Origin of the sequence: Schlesneria sp. (assembly GCF_036405755.1) — a bacterium.
GTDB lineage: Bacteria > Planctomycetota > Planctomycetia > Planctomycetales > Planctomycetaceae > Schlesneria > Schlesneria sphaerica.
Window position 1 is genome coordinate 1 of record NZ_DASWWZ010000183.1, and the last position, 17,938, is coordinate 17,938.

General features: G+C 55.4%; 8 protein-coding genes and 1 pseudogene. 5 read left to right on the top strand and 4 right to left on the bottom strand.

What is annotated here, in order from left to right; genetic code table 11:
- The first annotated feature begins 162 nt into the window (after positions 1-162).
- A complete protein-coding gene (locus tag VGE80_RS06085) occupies positions 163-1,455 on the top strand; it encodes a Gfo/Idh/MocA family protein (protein WP_373653025.1) in 1,293 nt (430 codons plus the stop codon).
- Between the two features lie 23 nt (positions 1,456-1,478).
- Positions 1,479-2,855, top strand: coding sequence for an LssY C-terminal domain-containing protein (locus tag VGE80_RS06090; RefSeq protein WP_373653026.1), 1,377 nt, complete (start codon positions 1,479-1,481; stop codon positions 2,853-2,855).
- Positions 2,856-3,129: 274 nt separating this feature from the next.
- On the opposite strand, the gene VGE80_RS06095 is transcribed toward VGE80_RS06090, so the two are convergent.
- The 3 genes from VGE80_RS06095 to VGE80_RS06105 all read right to left on the bottom strand — a co-directional run bounded on the left by VGE80_RS06095 (position 3,130) and on the right by VGE80_RS06105 (position 12,177).
- The gene (locus VGE80_RS06095) at positions 3,130-6,033 is read right to left on the bottom strand and encodes a c-type cytochrome domain-containing protein (protein WP_440592036.1); all 2,904 of its coding nucleotides are present in this window, start codon (positions 6,031-6,033) and stop codon (positions 3,130-3,132) included.
- Between the two features lie 212 nt (positions 6,034-6,245).
- Complete coding sequence (locus VGE80_RS06100; RefSeq protein WP_440592037.1) at positions 6,246-9,554, bottom strand: hypothetical protein; 3,309 nt, start codon at positions 9,552-9,554, stop codon at positions 6,246-6,248.
- Positions 9,555-9,660: 106 nt separating this feature from the next.
- Positions 9,661-12,177: a DUF1549 and DUF1553 domain-containing protein gene (locus tag VGE80_RS06105; RefSeq protein ID WP_440592038.1), complete on the bottom strand. Its 2,517-nt coding sequence runs from the start codon at positions 12,175-12,177 to the stop codon at positions 9,661-9,663.
- 961 nt (positions 12,178-13,138) lie between these two features.
- Between VGE80_RS06105 and VGE80_RS06110 the strand changes: the two genes are divergently transcribed.
- Together VGE80_RS06110 and VGE80_RS06115 are read left to right on the top strand one after the other, a co-directional pair.
- The gene (locus tag VGE80_RS06110) at positions 13,139-14,416 is read left to right on the top strand and encodes a glucuronate isomerase (protein WP_440592039.1); all 1,278 of its coding nucleotides are present in this window, start codon (positions 13,139-13,141) and stop codon (positions 14,414-14,416) included.
- Positions 14,417-14,527: 111 nt separating this feature from the next.
- Complete coding sequence (locus VGE80_RS06115; RefSeq protein ID WP_440592040.1) at positions 14,528-16,240, top strand: SpoIIE family protein phosphatase; 1,713 nt, start codon at positions 14,528-14,530, stop codon at positions 16,238-16,240.
- 306 nt (positions 16,241-16,546) lie between these two features.
- Here the strand turns inward: VGE80_RS06115 and VGE80_RS06120 are convergent, their stop codons facing one another.
- The gene (locus VGE80_RS06120) at positions 16,547-17,047 is read right to left on the bottom strand and encodes a hypothetical protein (RefSeq protein ID WP_373653032.1); all 501 of its coding nucleotides are present in this window, start codon (positions 17,045-17,047) and stop codon (positions 16,547-16,549) included.
- A gap of 350 nt (positions 17,048-17,397) precedes the next feature.
- Between VGE80_RS06120 and VGE80_RS06125 the strand changes: the two are divergent.
- Positions 17,398-17,938, top strand: a pseudogene (locus tag VGE80_RS06125) (MraY family glycosyltransferase); the annotation flags it as partial.

Genomic DNA, 17,938 nt, shown 5'->3' on the forward strand with positions numbered 1-17,938 from the left:
CGCGCCGTTTTGCTGTTGAATCCGCGGTTACGGTCGTGAGCGACAATGGCCTCATCCGCCAGTGCTGATTGAACCGATAACGAGCGGAGATTACGATGACGGCCTGTTTTGATAGCAGGAATTCATCCCTGTTTTAATGACTTCAATGTGGGAAATTCATTAATGACCGAACCTCTGACCCGCCGTTCGTTCTTGTCGACAGCCGGGGCCACGACGTTTGCTGCAACCCTGGCGACGACGGCTTCCTTCACAGCTCAAAGCTATGCTCGCGTCAAGGGGGCCAATGACCGGATCGGGGTCGGAATCATTGGTGCAGGGGTGATCGGTACGGCTCACCTGAACGTCCTGAATGGGCTCAAAGAAAAGAACAATCTTGCCCCGATTGCAGTGGTCGACTGCTGGAAGACTCGCGCGGCCCAGGGCAAGGAACTCGTGGGTGCCGATCACGCACTCACCGAATACCGCAAGCTGCTCGACATGAAGGAAGTCGACTACGTCGTCGTCGCCACACCCGAACACTGGCATTCGACGATGACGATGGATGCCATGGACGCCGGCAAAGCGGTCTATTGCGAAAAGCCGATGACGCACACGATCCCTGAAGCTCAGGCCGTGATGAAGAAGCAGAAGGAGACGGGTCAGCCGCTGCAGATCGGAGTGCAGGCGTTGTCAGACGACAGCTACATTTCTGCACGCGACGCGATCCGCAAAGGGGTGATCGGCAAGGTGATCCAGGCCCAGATTGAATACGTCCGCCGTTACGACGCCAAGGCAGGGCCATGGCGAACCCCGGCGGAAATCGCCGCTCATCCCACCAAGCCAGCGGATCTCGACTGGCAGGCCTGGCTCGGCTCAGCTCCCAAGCGAGATTGGGATCCGCATCACTACTTCGAATGGCGCTGCTATTCAGCCTATTCCGGTGGGATCTGTACCGACCTGTTCATTCACCGTATTACCCGAATCATGCGAGCGTGTGACCTCTTGTATCCTCGCCGTGTCGTCGGGATGGGGGGAATCTGGCAGTGGCCAGATGGTCGTGACCTGCCAGACAACATCGAAATGATTTGTGAGTACCCTCGCGGAATGACCGTCTATGTGCTCGGAACCATGAGCAACCGAGTGGGGATCGATCACCTCATTCGCGGATACCGCGGCACGCTCTTCTTCACCCCGACTGGATGGGTGGCCAAGGATAAAGATGGCAAGGTCCTGGCCGAACATACCAAGACCGGGGGCGAAGATCAGTCTCTGCATCACACCAACCTGCATAACCATATCCGTAACGGCGAACCACTGAACTGCCCGATTGAACTGGGTATGGCAGGTGTCGTCGCCGTCAATATGGCCAACGAAAGCTGGCGTTCCAGCCAGATGATGGGATGGGACAAGGCGAATCAGAAGATGGTTCCCGCGAACACCCTGAAGCTGAGTCATGAACCGGAAGAAACGCTGTAAGGTGCCTTAAGAAAGTTCGCTTCATGCCCGCTCAAAATTGGCTCAGGCGGATCTTTCTCGTCGTTTACGAGCCAGATTCCTCAGAAATGGGGTTTCTGGCTCGTGCGCAAACTCAAATCAGTTCTGACGTCGAGGTGACGGTCGGGGCTCCCAGTCCCAAAGAAAGCGACCGTCTCTTCGGAGTCCCGCTGTCGGTGAAGGGGTTGCAACCGGTCTATGTTCGGGTCGTCAATCGATCTGCGGAATCACAAAAGCTCCATTTCCGAAGCCTGGATCCACATTATTACCCTCCCTTAGAGGCAGCCGCCCGCTGTCATTTTTCGCTCTTGAAGCGGCTCTATTCATTTGGCATTCTTGCCTGGTTCTTCCTTCCATTGCTGTTTCTGGCCCCCTTGAAGCTACTCTCGATTGGCTGGGCCAATCAGAAGATCGACGAGTTATTCCAGTCATTGGCTTTTCATCGCCGACCCATCGGGCCCGGAGAAACAGCCGAAGGCTTTGTGTTCACCGCGTTCGATGCCGGGACGAAGATGGTTCGCGTGCGGCTGCTTTCCATCGGCAAGTCGCTCGACGGACAGCACGTGGCGAAGGTCGAATCTGCAGTCCTTTCGGCTGATCCAGAAGAGTTGGCGAACCTCCAATTTGAAGCAGGCCGCGGTGTCGATCTCACGTTTGTGATTGCTGTCCCCAGTATCAATTCCGATTACCTGCACCGCAAACTCGATGAGCATGTTCCCCAAAATGCCGCCCATGATTGCGACGTTTCCACACTGGTCGAACGGCTCAAAAGTGTCTCGACGGCAACTTGCAATCGCCACAATCGTGGCTCGGGGGACCCCATCAATCTGGTGTTGATTGGCAGCTTTGAAACGCTGCTGAACTCGTTTGCGGGACGCTGGGACGAGACCGAAGTCATCAGTCTGGCCACATGCTGGAAGACCGCTCGCGCGTTCCTGCTGGGTTCTGAATATCGGTACTCACCCGTCAGTCCGCTCTATCTGTTTGGTCGCAGCCAGGACATTGCCCTGCAGCAGATTCGCGAATCGATCAGCCAGCGACTCCATCTGCGGCTCTGGCTGGCACCGCTCACACTGCACGGTCAACCGGTCTGGATCGGTCAGGTCAGTCGCGATATCGGGGTCCGTTTCACTACTGCGGCATGGAACCTGACAACCCACAGGATCGACGCGGATGTCGATGAATCACGAGATTACCTGCTCGAAGACATGCTGGATGCCGAACGGGTCGAAGCGGCAGGATACGTTTCCGCCGCACCACCCAGTACGCCTCAGTCGCCTCGCCATAACCTGACGGGAGATCCGTACTATACGGACGGCAAACGAGTCGTCATCCTGCTCAGTCCGGTTCGGACAGTCCCCAGGTTCGTCATCTGGGACTGACACAATACGACATCCGTCCGTGCCGGTTGACGAGTCGAAGCCTCCAACGATCACTTGAGACATCGACAATCAGGCCACGGCAGGGCGGAAAGTGAATTGACCTCCCAAAAGAGGACGCAACTTTCCCCAATGAAGAAAGCCGGTCCCAAGGACCGGCTTTAGACTTCTGAGCCCACCAGCGAACTGGTGAAACTCAATCATCTGCTTCTTGGGACGAAGTTTGTTAGCAGCAGAAGTTCGTCTCTTGAATAGACTCGCATGAATCGATGCGAACCTAACGGACATTTGCCTGTGCGTTGTCAGCAGGTTGCTTCGGGGGCTCGAATTTGTAGAGTTCCTGCGCGTTCGTCCCATTCCAGACCCGCAAGACACCATCTTCACCACCTGCAATGGCGATGGCTTCGTCTCGAGTGACAGCGACCGAATAGACGTAATCAGTCGATCCAGCGAAGTTCCGGTAGTTTCCTCCGTCGTTCGACCGGTGCATCTTAACGGTCTTATCACCGCTTCCACTGATCAGATTGTCGCTGGCACCAATGTACTGAATCGTCGTGACTTGTTTGCTGTAATTCTGGATCGTGCGATGTTGCTCGCCAGTTTCCACGTTCCAGACCTTGATTGCGTTGTCAGCACCTGCACTGGCAATCCGACTGCTATCGGCCTTCCAGCTCACACCGAGAACATGGTGGGTATGCCCTTCAAACGAGCGAACCAACTTGCCCGTCGCGACATCGAATTGCTTGACGAATTTGTCAGCAGCACCGGAAACGAGGTACTTCCCGTCACTCGAAAAATCGAGAGCACAGACCGTATCACTGTGAGCCTCGGGGAACTGTCGTGCAATCGTTCGGGTCTCGACGTTCCAGAGGATCAGTTCCCCGCTTCTTGAAGGATCCCCGCCCCCGGTTGCGAGCAGTTTCCCATCGGGACTGAATGCCACCGACAAAACTCGATCAATCATCTGTGACCGTTCGAGACCGAGTGAATTGTCTGCAGGGCCCAGCGTAGCCAGCAGCTTCCAGTCAGGGTTTGCATCCCATGCCAGGACTTGTTTGTCATCTCCTGCCGCCACAAGCAATTTCCCGGGCCCCGATGCGACCAGACCGACGCCTGCGGCATGTCCAGTAATCTCTTCCAATGGTTTACCCGTGGTGCCGCTCCAAAGGCGGATGACGCCATCTTCACCTGCGATCGCGATCAAGCGTCCGCCATCGACATAGGCCACAGACTTCATCTGTTTGGCTTCGAGGGCAGGGAGGTCGGCCTTGGCCTGATTGAAGACGGTTTCGACTTCCTTGGCAGCAGCCGTCTCTGCATCGAAGACCGCCTTAACTTGCTTCTGCTGCTCATCAGCAGACTGTTGCCCTTTTTCAGACTGTGCCACCGTCTTAACCCCAGCATCAAATGCGTCTTGAGCCTTCTTGACTGCCTCAGTTTCCTTCGCCGCGGCAGCCTCTGCATCCGCCACCTTCTTCTTCAGAGCTTCGTCTTCCGGTTTGCCGGCAAGTTCTGTTTTCGCAGCTTCGACTGCTGCTACAGCGGTGGTTTCTTTTGCCTTGGCTTCTCCGAGAGCCTTTTCCATCGCATCCTTCTGCTCGATGGCCTTCTTCGTGGCTTCTTCACGTTCTTTAAAGTTCTTTTCAGCCGCCTTAAAGCTTGCATCCGCGAGTTGAACGCGCGACTTGGCGACCGTGTCAGCATCAGTCAGCTTCAGAATGTGTCGCTGGGCCGCGATATTGCCCTTCATTTCAGCGACTGGACTGCCATCAATTTTCCAAATGCGTGCGACGTTGTTCGCCCCCGCAGTGACAACAAACTGGCCGTCGTTTCTTACGGACATCGAAACAATCGGTGCACCGTGGTTCGGAGCAGTGACCTGGGCCCCGGTTGTTGCGTCCCACACTCGCCACGTTGCATCCGCACTGGCCGAAACAACCTGTGTGCCTGCGGGAAGAACGACGGCAAGCGACGTCACTGGGCCGCCATGGCCTTTCAGTTCAACAACAGGAACGACTGGTTCGGCAGGCTTGTCACCCTCTGCAGGCTTTGCCGTTGCGAATGGAACTGCCCACCCGCGAATGAAATGATCACCCGCGTGTCCCGAATAGACCTTCGCGCCATCGGGGCTGATGGCGAGCGAAGTCACCTCGTGCGGGGTATTCAGCAGACCTGCCTGCTGTCCATCCGCAACGCTCCACAAGCGAACGCTCTTGTCAGATGAACCACTGAAAAGCTTGGTTGAGTCTGGAGAAAACTGAGTCGCCGTAACTGGTCCAGTATGACCTGCCAGAACTCGACGCGTATTCGGATCTTTCAGGCTCTGCAGGATCAGAGAATTGTCGGCTCGCCCCAGAGCCACCCAATTTCCATCGGGTGAGACCGACATCGAGACGACGGCCTGGTCCTGAGGGAATGCACCTCGCTGCTGATTCGGCAGCCGCTGCCAGAGCTTTACTTCCCGGTATCCGGCGGAAGCCAGCAGATTCTCCTGAGGATTAAATGCGAGTGCGTGTACAAAGTCACGATGAGCAGCCCCATGCGGGTAGAACTGCTTATCTCCCTGCTTGATTGTCAGCAATTGGGGATCCTGCAAGCGGGTGACATATTCACCCGTCGCGAGATCGTAGAGATCGATCTGATTGGCTCGACCGCATGCCGCCCAGCGCCCCCAGGTCGACAATGCGACGCTGTAGATCGAGTTCATGTTCGCAGGAACAGACTGCCAGGGGACTGTCACGCTCCCGGCGCTATCTCCAGCACTCGCCCCTTCTTCAATCCACTTCTTCAGAATTCCCAGCTCTTGCGGGGTTAAAGACGAGGCCGAAACTTTGTTCGGAAGGGGAGGCATTGCAGGTTCGGCTGCACGGGCAGCAACCTGGTAGATCAGGCTCTTCGCAACATCTTTTGCAACAACGGCGGGTCCTCGTTTTCCCCCCTTCAGAATGGAAGGGACATCTTCCAGGACAAGTTTGCTTTCAGGAATAGCCACATTGTGACAGGCGACGCACTTCTCATCCAAAATCGGCTGGACATCTTTTTCGAAGTCGACAGGACGTCCGAGATTGGCTTCTTCAGCGACAATCTGACCTGGTTTGGCCGCTTCTTCAGCATGACTCGGCAATGAGTATCCCAGCACGAGACAGACAGAAAGTGACGCGGCAGTGAGTAGAGAGCGCATAAAAACGCCTTGTGCAGATAAAGTTCGATTCATGAAGTCAGTACTACGATTCGTGGATGCAACGCAGGAGAACCTGTTCTATTCACACTGCTGCAGAGCTTCTCGTAGCCTTACGTTGGACCGATCCCCTGTGAGATCGATGATTCGGAGGGACGAGTCAGGCGCTATCTCATCTCTTGTTCAATGACCGCTGGGGGGGTACCCAAGCCAGACTACTTGACAATCTTCAGGGTAATTGGCTGATCCACAGCCGCTTCCCCATCAAACTGCGACGTCGCCCGAACAACCATATTGGCTAATGCAGCCTCAGCAGCATCCGCTGCAGCTTCGATCACCAGAGTCCCGGCAGACTGATCCGCGGGAATTGTCACTGGTTCTGCCTTCACGCCCCCCACGTTTGGAGGGAGCGGCAGAGTCAGGGTGACAGGACCAGCGAATCCGTTTTGACGTTTGATCTCGCATTTAACTTCATTTCTAGCCCCCACTTTGACATTTCCGCCGTCGGCAGGTGCCGCAGACAGAGTGTACGGGGCCGGTTTGACAGTAATCACGATTGGCGTCGTCGTCGGATGGAAGTTCAGATTCGCCGCTTTGGCGTACGCATCTGCCGCTTTGAATTTCTGATCCGCTGCTGCTTTCGCCGCCGTAATTGATTTACTCTTTTCATCCAGTGCCTTCAGCTCGGCTTCCGCTTTGGCTCTGGCCTCTTCTGCACTTTTTGCTGCGGCTTCCGCTTCGATTCGCTGCTTTTCAGCCGCAGTCTTTGCCTCCAGGGCAGCCTTTGTCAATAGCCGAACTTCTGCCAGCTTTTTCTCAGCTTCCGCTTTTACACTGGCGTCATCGCCAGCATTTTTCAGTGTTTCTGCCGCGGCTTTTTCGTTGGCCTCTGCGTCCTGAACCGCCTTGAGCGACTGGTCTCGGGCATCGGTCAACTTCTTGAGATTCGCAGCATCATCCGTGGCTTTCTGGACCGCGGTATCTCGAGCAGCAGTGGCCGCTTTAATCGCCTCTGCGACTTCGTTGGCAGCTTGCTCCAATGCGGTGAGCTCTTCTTTTGCCCGATCCGCTTTTTGCGGGTTCCTCCGGTATGATACTGCGGCCTGCCCCGTCAAGTGGGTCACGTATGTCCCAACAGGCGTATTGGGTGGAACGAAGAGACGGAACACCTCCTCAGACTTCTCTTTCGGGATGGGCTTATTTTCAATCTGGACATTCGGCGGCTGCCCCTGAACGGTCACGTTCACAGGTTGGTCGAAGCCATTACGACGGGTGACCACCACAGGAAGAAGAATCTGCCGACTGTGATTTGCATCGATTCGATGAACATTCGTTGTCAGCTGGAAAGGAGCAAGCTCTTCCATCACCGACAGTTCGATTGACTGGGCCAGGCGAGCGTCCCCGGGGATATTCGGCTGAGGCGCTCCCCAGACGACGGTACCATATCGGACCGGATGACTGATTTCCCGAGCTGCGGCGACTTTCGCAGCTTCGGCTTTCGCCAACGCTGCATTTGTTAACGCGACCTTCGCCTCTGCGGCGGCTTGAGCGTCAGCCAATGGCTTAACTGCCGCGGATGCCGTTGCCACGACGCCTTCTGCGTCTGCGACCTTCTTCTTCAGCCCTTCGTCGTCAGGCTGCTGGGCCAGTTCAGCTTTGGCGGCCGTGAGCGCCTGATTGGCTTTTGCCAAGTCTTCTGCTGGCTTAGCTAATGCCTTGCCCGCCGCACCAAGTTCATCCACGGCCAGCTTGGCAGCGTTCTGAGCAACGGTGAATGCTTCGACCGCAGCCGAGTCTTCGAGTGTCGCCTTTGCGACCAGACGAATGGTACCCGCCCATGCGGGTGTGTCTTCTGCCGATTTGAAGACCAGAATTCCACTGGCAGGTGCGACTCCGATACTGATGTCGGGACATGTCACGCCAGGAGGCAAGCCCTCCGCGGACACAGTAATCGGACCAGCAAAACCATCGCGACGAAGTGCAATCACGTGTATCGGGAAGTTGTCTCCGCGTCGCAGATTGATCCCCGAGGGAGCAGCCTGACGAGGACCTGGAGGAATCAACGTCGTTGCAACTGCCGCAACACGGAAATCAGGAGCGTCCTTGCGAACGATCAACCGATAGACGCCCATGTCTTGCTTGGAATTCCCGTATCTCTCTCGCAATGTAATGCGGTACTGTCCGTCGGCAGGTGCCAGGAACTTCACCACGTTGTCATCATTCAGCGTGTCGAAAAGATTGGCAAGGGGATTGTTCGGATCGTCGTCCAGAGCGCTGATGCGCGTGAGCGACTCTTCGCCTTTTTCGTTAACCTTGACCTGATCGATGACCAGCACAGGATCAACTGCCGCACCGGCCCGGTGAGCAATCACTTCGATCCAGAATGCGTCTTTGGCTTTCGCATCAAACTGGTAACAGTCGACGTCGCCTCGCTTCTGATACTGACCCGAGATTTCACCGGGGACGACAATCTTCTGAGCGATCGATCCGTTATCATTCGGCTCGACTTCTATCGTGGGAACCGTGTTGCTGAACTGAATCATGACCACATTCGATGGCCCCGTCGCAGAGGAGATCGAATAAGGGAACGCATCAATTCCTGCGGAAAAGGGTTCCAGAATGGTCTTGGGATCAAGAACGTCGAGAGTGGAGGGGACCGCAATATTGACGATCACCTTTTCCAGTGCTCGGCCCTGTGGATCAAGACCGGCGGGTTGTCCTCCGGGCAAGTTTCGACCGTACAGCGTAAATGGACTCGTCGTTCCAGGAACGCCCGCTGCAGGAATCACGAAGTCGATATAGGGACCGGTTGAGATCGTCAATCGATAGGGAAAGTCTTCGCCACCTGCATAAGTGAAGTCGTAGACTTTCAGAAAATACTCTCCGTCTACGGGGACGGTTAGATCAATCAGTGCGTCCTGACTGACGAGATTTTTCCGGGCGAACCCAAGTCGCTTTCCGCTAGCGCTATAGATTTCCAGGGCGGCATCCAAACGGGAATCCAGCCTGCGGGAGACGCAGTCCATCAGCAATCGCTGTCCCGCTTTTGCAGGAAACTTATACCAGTCAATGTCGGTCGCCGCTGTGATACGAGCATTTACTGTCTGGTTCACTTCGATCGCAACGGCCTGCTCGCGGGCGTTGTTGGGCTCGGTCTCGATGAGTTCCTTCAAGGCACCGACGACGAATGTCCTCGGATTGCTGATCCCGAAGAATCCGACGGTGCGGACTTCATACTTCCCCGGGGGAACATCGGCTGCGACAGAAACCTGGAACAGGTTCGGGATCGGTACTTGCTTACCTCCGACATCGTGCGTCTTCGGGGCCACGGTGATGCCGGGATGATTGAAGACGAGAGTCGTAATTTCTTCCAGATCAACGCCGCTGGTCAGCGTGACATCGGTTACCGCGCCAGCCTGACCTCCAGGAGGGAACAGTGCTGAAAGCCGGGTAGAGGGAAGCTGAGCGTTGACGATCGTCGTGGGAATCACGAAGCAAATCAACGTGAGGATGATTCGTTGCATAGGAAACCGGGCGACGACTTTCACATCTCGCCTTTCGTATAAACAGAGGCAGTTCGATTCGGGACGGCCGCCAACTTCGGCCGTCCGTCATTGCCGACATCAGGGGTCAGTGATTGAACAGGAATTCCTTCGAGTTAATCAAAGCCCAAACGATGTCTTCGAACGCCACCTTGGGGTTTTCCTTGTGTTTTTCCAGGTGAGCCAGTGCGATCTGCATCTCTTCCTGATCAGGCTCGCGGCTGTAGACCCAGCGATACAGTTCTTTGATCTTCGCTTCTGCTGGAAGATCTTTATCGTTCGCAAACTTTGATGCCCGGCCATTCCCGTCGGCGATCTTGTTCTGAACTTCGCTGCTGTTCAGCAGGTGCAGGCTTTGAGCCAGGTTCGCTTCTTGCGACCGTTCGCACTCACATGCCGTGTCTGCTTGTGGCTGTCCGAACACCTTCAGGAAGTAGGGTCCAATGCTCGCGTCCGGCAGTTGGATGGCCCGGGTTCCGGAAGGAAGTCCGTTGTAGGCCTGGTTTGTTGAAGTGACCTGATGGAAGGCATCGTAAAGAACTTCCGCCGTCAATCGCTTTGGATAGTACCGAGAGAAGTTCTGCTTATCCTTCAGGTTGTACTCGTTTGGTAAAGAGCTCAGCTGGTATGTGGATGAGTTGCAGATCGTTCGTACCAGTTGCTTAATATCAAACTTACTGGCGATGAAGCTCTGAGCAAGGTTATTGAGCAGTTCCGGGTTCGCCGGGGGATTGGTTTCACGCATATCATCTTCAGGCTCGACAATGCCGCGGCTGAAGAAGTGCTTCCAATAGCGATTCACCAGGGATTTGGCGAAGAACGGATTCTGTGGATCCGCCATCCAGTCAGCCAGCAGGGCTCGTGGGTCGTCCTCGGGACTGACGTTGTACGGCTTGCTGCCAAGACCGGTTGGAGGGAGCATTTTGCCCGTTCGTTCGTTACGAGCCTGGGCAGGTCCCTGGTTATCGATGGTGAAGATTCGCTTGTCGCGCAACGTGTTGTTGCCACCGATGATGTTCTTCCGTCCGATACGGCTGAAGAACGCGGCCATGCCGTAGTAGTCGTCCTGGCTCCATTTCTCAAAGGGATGATGGTGGCAGCGAGCGCATTGAATTCTGAGACCCAGGAACAGCTGAGAAACGTCTTCCACTTGTTCATTCGGTTGATCGACTTCGCGATACCAGGCAACCGGAGGACTATCATCCGCACTGCCGGAAGCGGTCAGAATTTCTCGTACGAATTGATCATACGGCTTATTCTCATAGAGACTGGACCAGATCCACTTGTGGAATCCGTATGTTGGAGCCAGATCGTCATTAGCCCGTCGTTTGTTTCGCAGAACGAGGTTCCATTTGTTTGTGAAGTAGTCTGCGTAGGCTGGCGAATCGAGCAGCTGATCAATGATATTCGCACGCTTGTCAGGATCGGTACTCGCCAGGAAGGCCGAGACTTCCGATTCCGTGGGGAGCGTACCCGTGATGTCGATGTAGACGCGACGCAGGAAGGTCCCATCGTCGCTGGCGGGGGATGCAGGGATGCCGAGCACGTCCAATTTGGCCACAACAGCGGCGTCGATGAAGTTTTTCACGGGCGGCTTCTCGGCGATTTCGGCACCGAGAGGAATCGTCGAGCGGAAGACAGCAACCTGTCCCTGGTAGCGCGCCATAATGGCGACTTCACCCGCCAGATCCAGAGTCTTGACCAACCCCGTGACGTTGACTTCTGCCATTTCGGGATCATTTGGTTCATACAGCGCCATACGAGTGACGTCTTCGGTCGACCCGTCGCTGTAGACAGCCATGACGGTGATCTGCTGCTCGGAGCTGCGATCCATCACGCGGCTTTCGGGAATACACTTAATGCCAACCACAAATGGGTCGGTAGGATTGCCGTACGGCATCCCTTGCTCGATCCAGCGGGAGATCAGTCGGTACTCGTATCCGTCGACTTCCATCCGCTTGCCGCCGCCGTGCGGAGATTTCCCAACGGGCTTGGTGAGCAGCAGGCTTTGTCCGGGTGAGGATGGGAAGATTCGGCGGCCGCGGCCTTCCTTGACCAGGAATTCATGGTCGTCTTCGGGGTAGAACCCGAGGAGAGAGAGCTTAAAACCATTCTGTCCACTGGCTTTACCGTGACACCCCCCGCTGTTGCAGTTCAATTTCGTGAAGATCGGGGTGATCTGGTTGGGGAAGTTGACAGGGATATCGTTAGCAAGCCCGGTTACTTCGACAGCCAATTCTGCCGTGAGACCCGAGCCGATCGCCTTGACGATCGCCTTGCCGTCCTTGAGTGGAGTCATATGCCCGACCGAATCGACTTGAACGATTCCTTCAGGTTCGATCTTGTAATCCACTTTACGGGTGTAGTCGCGCATCTGGCCACTGGAGTAGATTCCGGTGGTGATCAACTGCTGCCGCCCGTCGCGACCTCGCAGCAAGATCCCTTTCGAGTCCACGTTGGGTTCAAGCTGCAGTTTGATTAACTGCCCGGGATCTCCCAGACCTTTGGGAGGAGCGGCATTAGAGAGTCCCGGCGCAAGCAGCAAGGCACAAAGAGCCAGAGAACCTGCAAGCCAGCGGCAACAAACAGTGGATGGCATTCTCATGAGGTCTTTCCCGGAAGGGATGCGGTTTTCAGCCTGTTTCGATCAAGTTTTTCGTGTCGATCCAGACTGTAAGGAAGGCGTCGTCATCGTGGAATTAAAGGCGGGCCGGTCAAGCGGAGTGTCAACGACCCAAACATATCGACCGTGATTTGTTTGTCAAGCTGTTCAGATTGTGCGAATTAGACATTTGGCGATCATATCAGGTCGAATCTAACGTTTTTGGCATCACCATCCAATCTCCAGCCCTACGGCCTTCCGAACACCATTCCCGATAGCGATCCGGGAATGCCCGTTATGCTGCAGAACTCAGTCGATGCTGAATTGCGGAGAACGCCTTGCCAAACACATAAAGATTTACAAAAAAACATCTTACAGAGAATTAAACTGCAGAAACACAAGCACGCGACGAAGTAACAGATCTGTTGCGCCGGGCTACATCCTGGCCCCGTGAACGCATCGAGAATCGGGAACAGTGCAGGGGGGCGCAGCAATCCAGACCAGACCCTGGAATCGACACACCATCCCGGCTTCTTCCGATCCGCAGAAGCAGCTCCATGACTCGCATTGGCAGCGAAGAGAATCGTTCAAAACATTTAACGGACCGCATAAGCCCGGTAATTGGTCCGTCGATTCTTCAAGCCCTGACCATTGGGACCGCGATCAGGTTCCCACAATCCGCGTTCGCACTTGCGGCACAGACCCAGGCACGCGGAGGACGGAGGGCGAACGAAGGATGCCACAGCCACTCGCAGACGGCCTGCCGGAAGGGGACAATTGGAGTTAACCGCTTACCCCAAGACCCGATACGCGATCGCGACTCAATCTGGACACCTGGACATTGCCGGGGATTGCGCTCTTGGCAAAGTCTGCCTCTGGCGGTGATTGCATCCCGAGATTGCACTCGCCACACTGGTTCGCACATCGGAGCCTGAAAATTTGTGCCGTGATTGGGAACGTGAAAATGTCAGAGGAACTGGTTGGTCGGATCTGTGCTGAATTGACAAAGCTCGTGCTGGTCGACCCTCACACGCACATCAACCCACATGCCCCCGCGTCCACGACGCTCGCGGACATCATGGGCTATCATTACTACACCGAACTGGCTCATTCCTCGGGAATGCCTAAAGCCCTGATCGAAGAACCCGGCCTGGACCCCAAGACCAAGGTGGGCCGCCTGGTGGAATCATTGCATCACCTGGACAACACAGTCCAAGTCAGTTGGCTGGTCGAGCTTTGTCGCAAGTTTTTCGGTTTCCAGGACAACCGTATTACTCCCGCAAACTGGGAATCGCTTTACGACAAAGCCGCGACCGTGATGGCACAGCCTGACTGGGAGGACCAGTGCCTGAAACAGTCGGGAATCGAACGGGTCTTTCTGACGAACGAGTTCGACGATCCTCTCACCGGCTTTGACACAGCTCGTTACATCCCGTGCCTGCGGACCGACGATCTTGTGTTCCACTTCACCAACCCGGCTGTGAGAGAACGTCTGACGAAAGCAACGGGGATCGAAACGACGAACCCCGAACGAATCCGACAGGCCATCGGTAAGCTGTTCGAACACTTCGTTCGGCATGGGGCAAAAGCGTGCGCAATCAGCCTCCCACCCAGCTTTGCCCCTTGCAAGCCGCTGTCGGACGAATTGATTGACACCAACTTCCGCACTTCATTTCTGGATCCTGACTCAACCACCAAAGACGTGGGTCAAAACTTCGTCTTCTGGACAATTGCCGAGTTCTGTGCGGAATATCGACTTCCTTTTGATCTCATGATCGGGGTTAACAGGCGCGTCTACCCGTCGGGGGTGTATCAGGGGCAGGATCTGTTTGACCAGCGAGTCTCGTTAATCCAGTATAGAGAGCTCTTCAACGCGTTCCCGCAAGTCACATTCCCTGTCTCAGTCCTGGCTCAAGCCAGCAACCAGGAACTTGTCAGCTATAGCTGGATCTTTCCAAACGTGGTCACCAACGCTCACTGGTGGTATTCCAACATTCCGGCATACATCGAACTCGACACCCGAGCTCGACTGCAGGCCGTTCCGCGCAACAAGCAGGTCGGTTACTACAGCGACATGTACAAGCTGGAATTCGCGTGGCCGAAATTCTCGATGTACCGGGAATGCCTGTCACGAGTTCTCGCACAGGATTTCGTGATTGCACGAAAATGGAGCGAAAACGACGCAATTTTACTCGGAAAACAGGTTCTTCGCGGTAATGTCGAATCAATTTTCAACGCCTAAGGGACCTAATCAACGAGTGCCGCTTTCGCTACCGATGCATCGAACGTAGAATCCTCACCGCTCGAGATTCCGTTAACAGGCTACCGTCTCAAAACGTTTCAAGGCCGGAACATGGCACAATTAATCCTCCTCCTCGACGGTGAAGCGACAACGCTGGAACTCACCTCTGACGAAACGATGCTCGGCCGAGATCCCAAGTGCACACTGGAAATCAAGTCGGGGATGGTTTCGCGGCGACATGCGCGTGTCCTGAAACAAGACGGAGAGTACATCGTTGAGGATATGGGCAGCGGGAATGGCACCTACGTCAACGGGAATAAGCTTGTCGGTCCCAAAGCCATTAAGCATGGAGACCGCATTAAACTTGGGCCGGTCCTGCTGCGATTCGAAAATCCCTCCGGCGCGTCGGTTTCACCTCTAACCGGGTCTGCGCGTCCGGCGAACAGCCGCACGCCGAGCGCAGGAGCAGGCAATCCGAGCGGCACGGCAACAACATTTACTGTCGAACTCAATGACGACGATGAATCATCGCTGATGACGGGTAAGGCGAGCGGCTTCGGCAAGCTGGATGTGAAGCCGGAAGCCAAGCTGAAAGGTGTTCTGGAGATCAGCCGTGCCTTAGCAGGAACCTCGGACCTGGATTCGCTGCTGCCGAAGATTCTGGACACACTGTTTCACATTTTTCCGCACGCGGATCGGGGCTGCATTCTGCTTCGCGATGACACTCAATCAAAGATGATTCCCCGCGCGATGAAGCATCGTCGGGCGGGTGATGACGAAACAGTGAAACTCAGCCGGACCATTCTCAGCAAAGTTCTGGAAGAGAAATCCGGGATCCTTTCGTCCGATGCAACGAATGACTCGCGTTTCGAGGCGAGCGAGTCCATCGCCAACCTGACGATCCGGTCGATGATGTGCGTTCCGATGTTGAGTCTCTCGGGCGAACCGATGGGTGTGATCAACATCGACACCCAGAACCCATTCAACCAGTTCCGTGAAGAGGACCTTGACCTGCTGATGGCGGTCGCCGGTCAGGCCGCGATGTCTTACGAACAGGCAAAACTGCTGGTAACGGCAATCGAGAAGCAGAAACAGGACAAGGAAATGGATATCGCCATGGGGGTGCAGCGATCGCTGCTCCCCACGGCGCTGCCTGCAGCAGATGGCTGGGAGTTTTTTGCCTCGTATGACACGGCTCAGGCTGTCGGCGGCGACTACTATGACGCCTTTTTTGTGGAAGACGGCAAGAAAGTCTGCCTTGCCTTTGGCGATGTTGCGGGGAAGGGGGTCCCCGCCTCGCTGGTGATGTCTCGCATCGCAACTGTGGTCACCAACGTCATGACCTTCGTCGGTGACGTTCGCGAGGCGATCCACCGAATCAACCATCAGATGTGCACGCGCGCCGTAGAAGGACGCTTTGTCACGTTTGTATTGTGCGTCATCGACCTGACCTCGGGCGAAATGACGATTGCCATCGCCGGACACATGCCCATCATGATCCGCAAGACAGACGGAACAATCGTTGAATTTGGGGAAGAAGCGATTGGAGTGCCGCTTGGGGTAATGGAAGACTTCCCCTATGACGTGCTGACTCGCACGATCGAACCGGGCGAAACCTGCGTCATTTATACCGACGGGGTCAGCGAAGCGATGAACCCTGAAAACGAACTTTACGGAGTTGACCGGCTGCGGGAATTGATGAAAGCCAGTACAGGTGGTCACGCCGACGCCTTGGGCAAAGTCATCCTGGGGGACGTTCGCAAGTTCGCCAACGGCCGCCCCCAGAACGACGACATCACCATTATGGTCTTCGGCCGACGCTAAATTTTTCCCCCGTCGCATCGTGGGTTAAGTGCCAGGAAGTTGTCGGCTCAGAAACTGTTCCAGAACAAGGCTGGAACCAGATAGGCCTGAAGGGCGAGTCCCTGTCACGGTTCTCGCCGACGTCAGCGAACTGCGAGAGCCACAAGACAGCGCGTTTGGCGATCTCGGCTTGCACGAAACGGCAGGTCTCGTGAGCCAAGCACCGTCTGTCCCATCACAAAGTCGACATGCAACACGCCTTTCCCGGCTTTCGATGCCTGCCCACGGCGCAGTCCCCTCATCGAATTCTCGAGCAACGGTGGCCAATCACCGGGACCGGCCACGAATCTCGGCCCCTGTCCTGGCTTGCAGGAGGGCAAAGTTGGCTTCGAATTGTTCCTGGTTGAAACCTTGCCACGCGGGAATCTCACGACCTTTTGCCGTGATCAGCCAGATCTCGTAGGCACCGCCGAGTGCCGGGATCAGCATGTCAAAGATAAAACCAAAAACGTACTGAAGCGGACCGAGCAGCAGGAACGTCCAGATCCCGGAACCGATTGAACTGTATTTCGTTTCGACATAGACCACGCCCGGCAGATTGCATTTCTGCGGTTTCAAAGGGAAGTAGGCAAAATAGAGCTGCGTCTGAAATCGGTCGCCGTTGATCGACGACACCCGGTAGGTCCCGGTGAGCGCCATCGGCAGGATGCAGGCCACGAGTCGAAGCCACCAGACCATGTGGGGAACAAATACGATGGGCAACAGCAGCACAACCAGAACCGCGATGCGAGGCCCCAGTTTCACTTCGGGTGGTAGTATCGTTTCCATAGTCTATAACCATCCGAACGGTCAATTCCCTGCCGACGCGTGAACAGCATACTCAAACGCCGATTGATGCTAACCGTCAGTTGCTCAGACGACCACCGAACGACGGTGCCGCAGGGATCAGTCCCTTCAAGTATGCTGTATTTTCTACAAAGAGAAAGAACACGTGATCCCATCGGACGAATTGCCCGAGAACGCACATTCGGCCAGCTTCGTCACCACTCGGTCTCGCGCAAGTGATTGGTCCTCGTGTAGAAATTGAAAGGCGAATAAATTCTTTCAAACATTTACCTTAAGGTAGCGTAGATGGGCGAACTTCGACCGTTTTTGTTGCCTACGGAACGACCTGACACATGTGGCCGTTGATTGCTGGTTGCCTGATATCCGCGTTTGCGGTCTCTTTCCTCATAACAGGCGTGATGCGTTGGGTTGCTCCACGGATCGGCCTGATTGATAAGCCAGCAAGTCGGAAAGTCCATGTCATTCCGACGCCTCTCGGGGGAGGCGTCGGAATCTGGTGTGGAGTTGTCATCCCACTCGTTGCAGCACAAGTCCTGATTCAGCTTTGGCTGCATGAACCACCTAAATGGCTTCCCCTGGAATTAGCTGAGCACCTCAGCGGAGCAGCCTATCGCGCTACCGAACTGTGGGGAGTTGTTGCCGCAGCGACGATTCTTTCCATCACAGGGCTCATCGACGACTTTCGCCCTCTCTCGTGGAAGCTGCGAATCGCACTGCAGTTCGGAGTGTCGGCCGCCGTCGTCATGTCAGGCGTACGGGCATCGATTTTCCTCATCTATCCCTGGATGGGGATCTTGTTGTCGATCATGTGGATGGTCGTCCTGGTGAACTCATTCAATTTCCTCGACAACATGGATGGTCTTTCGGGTGGGA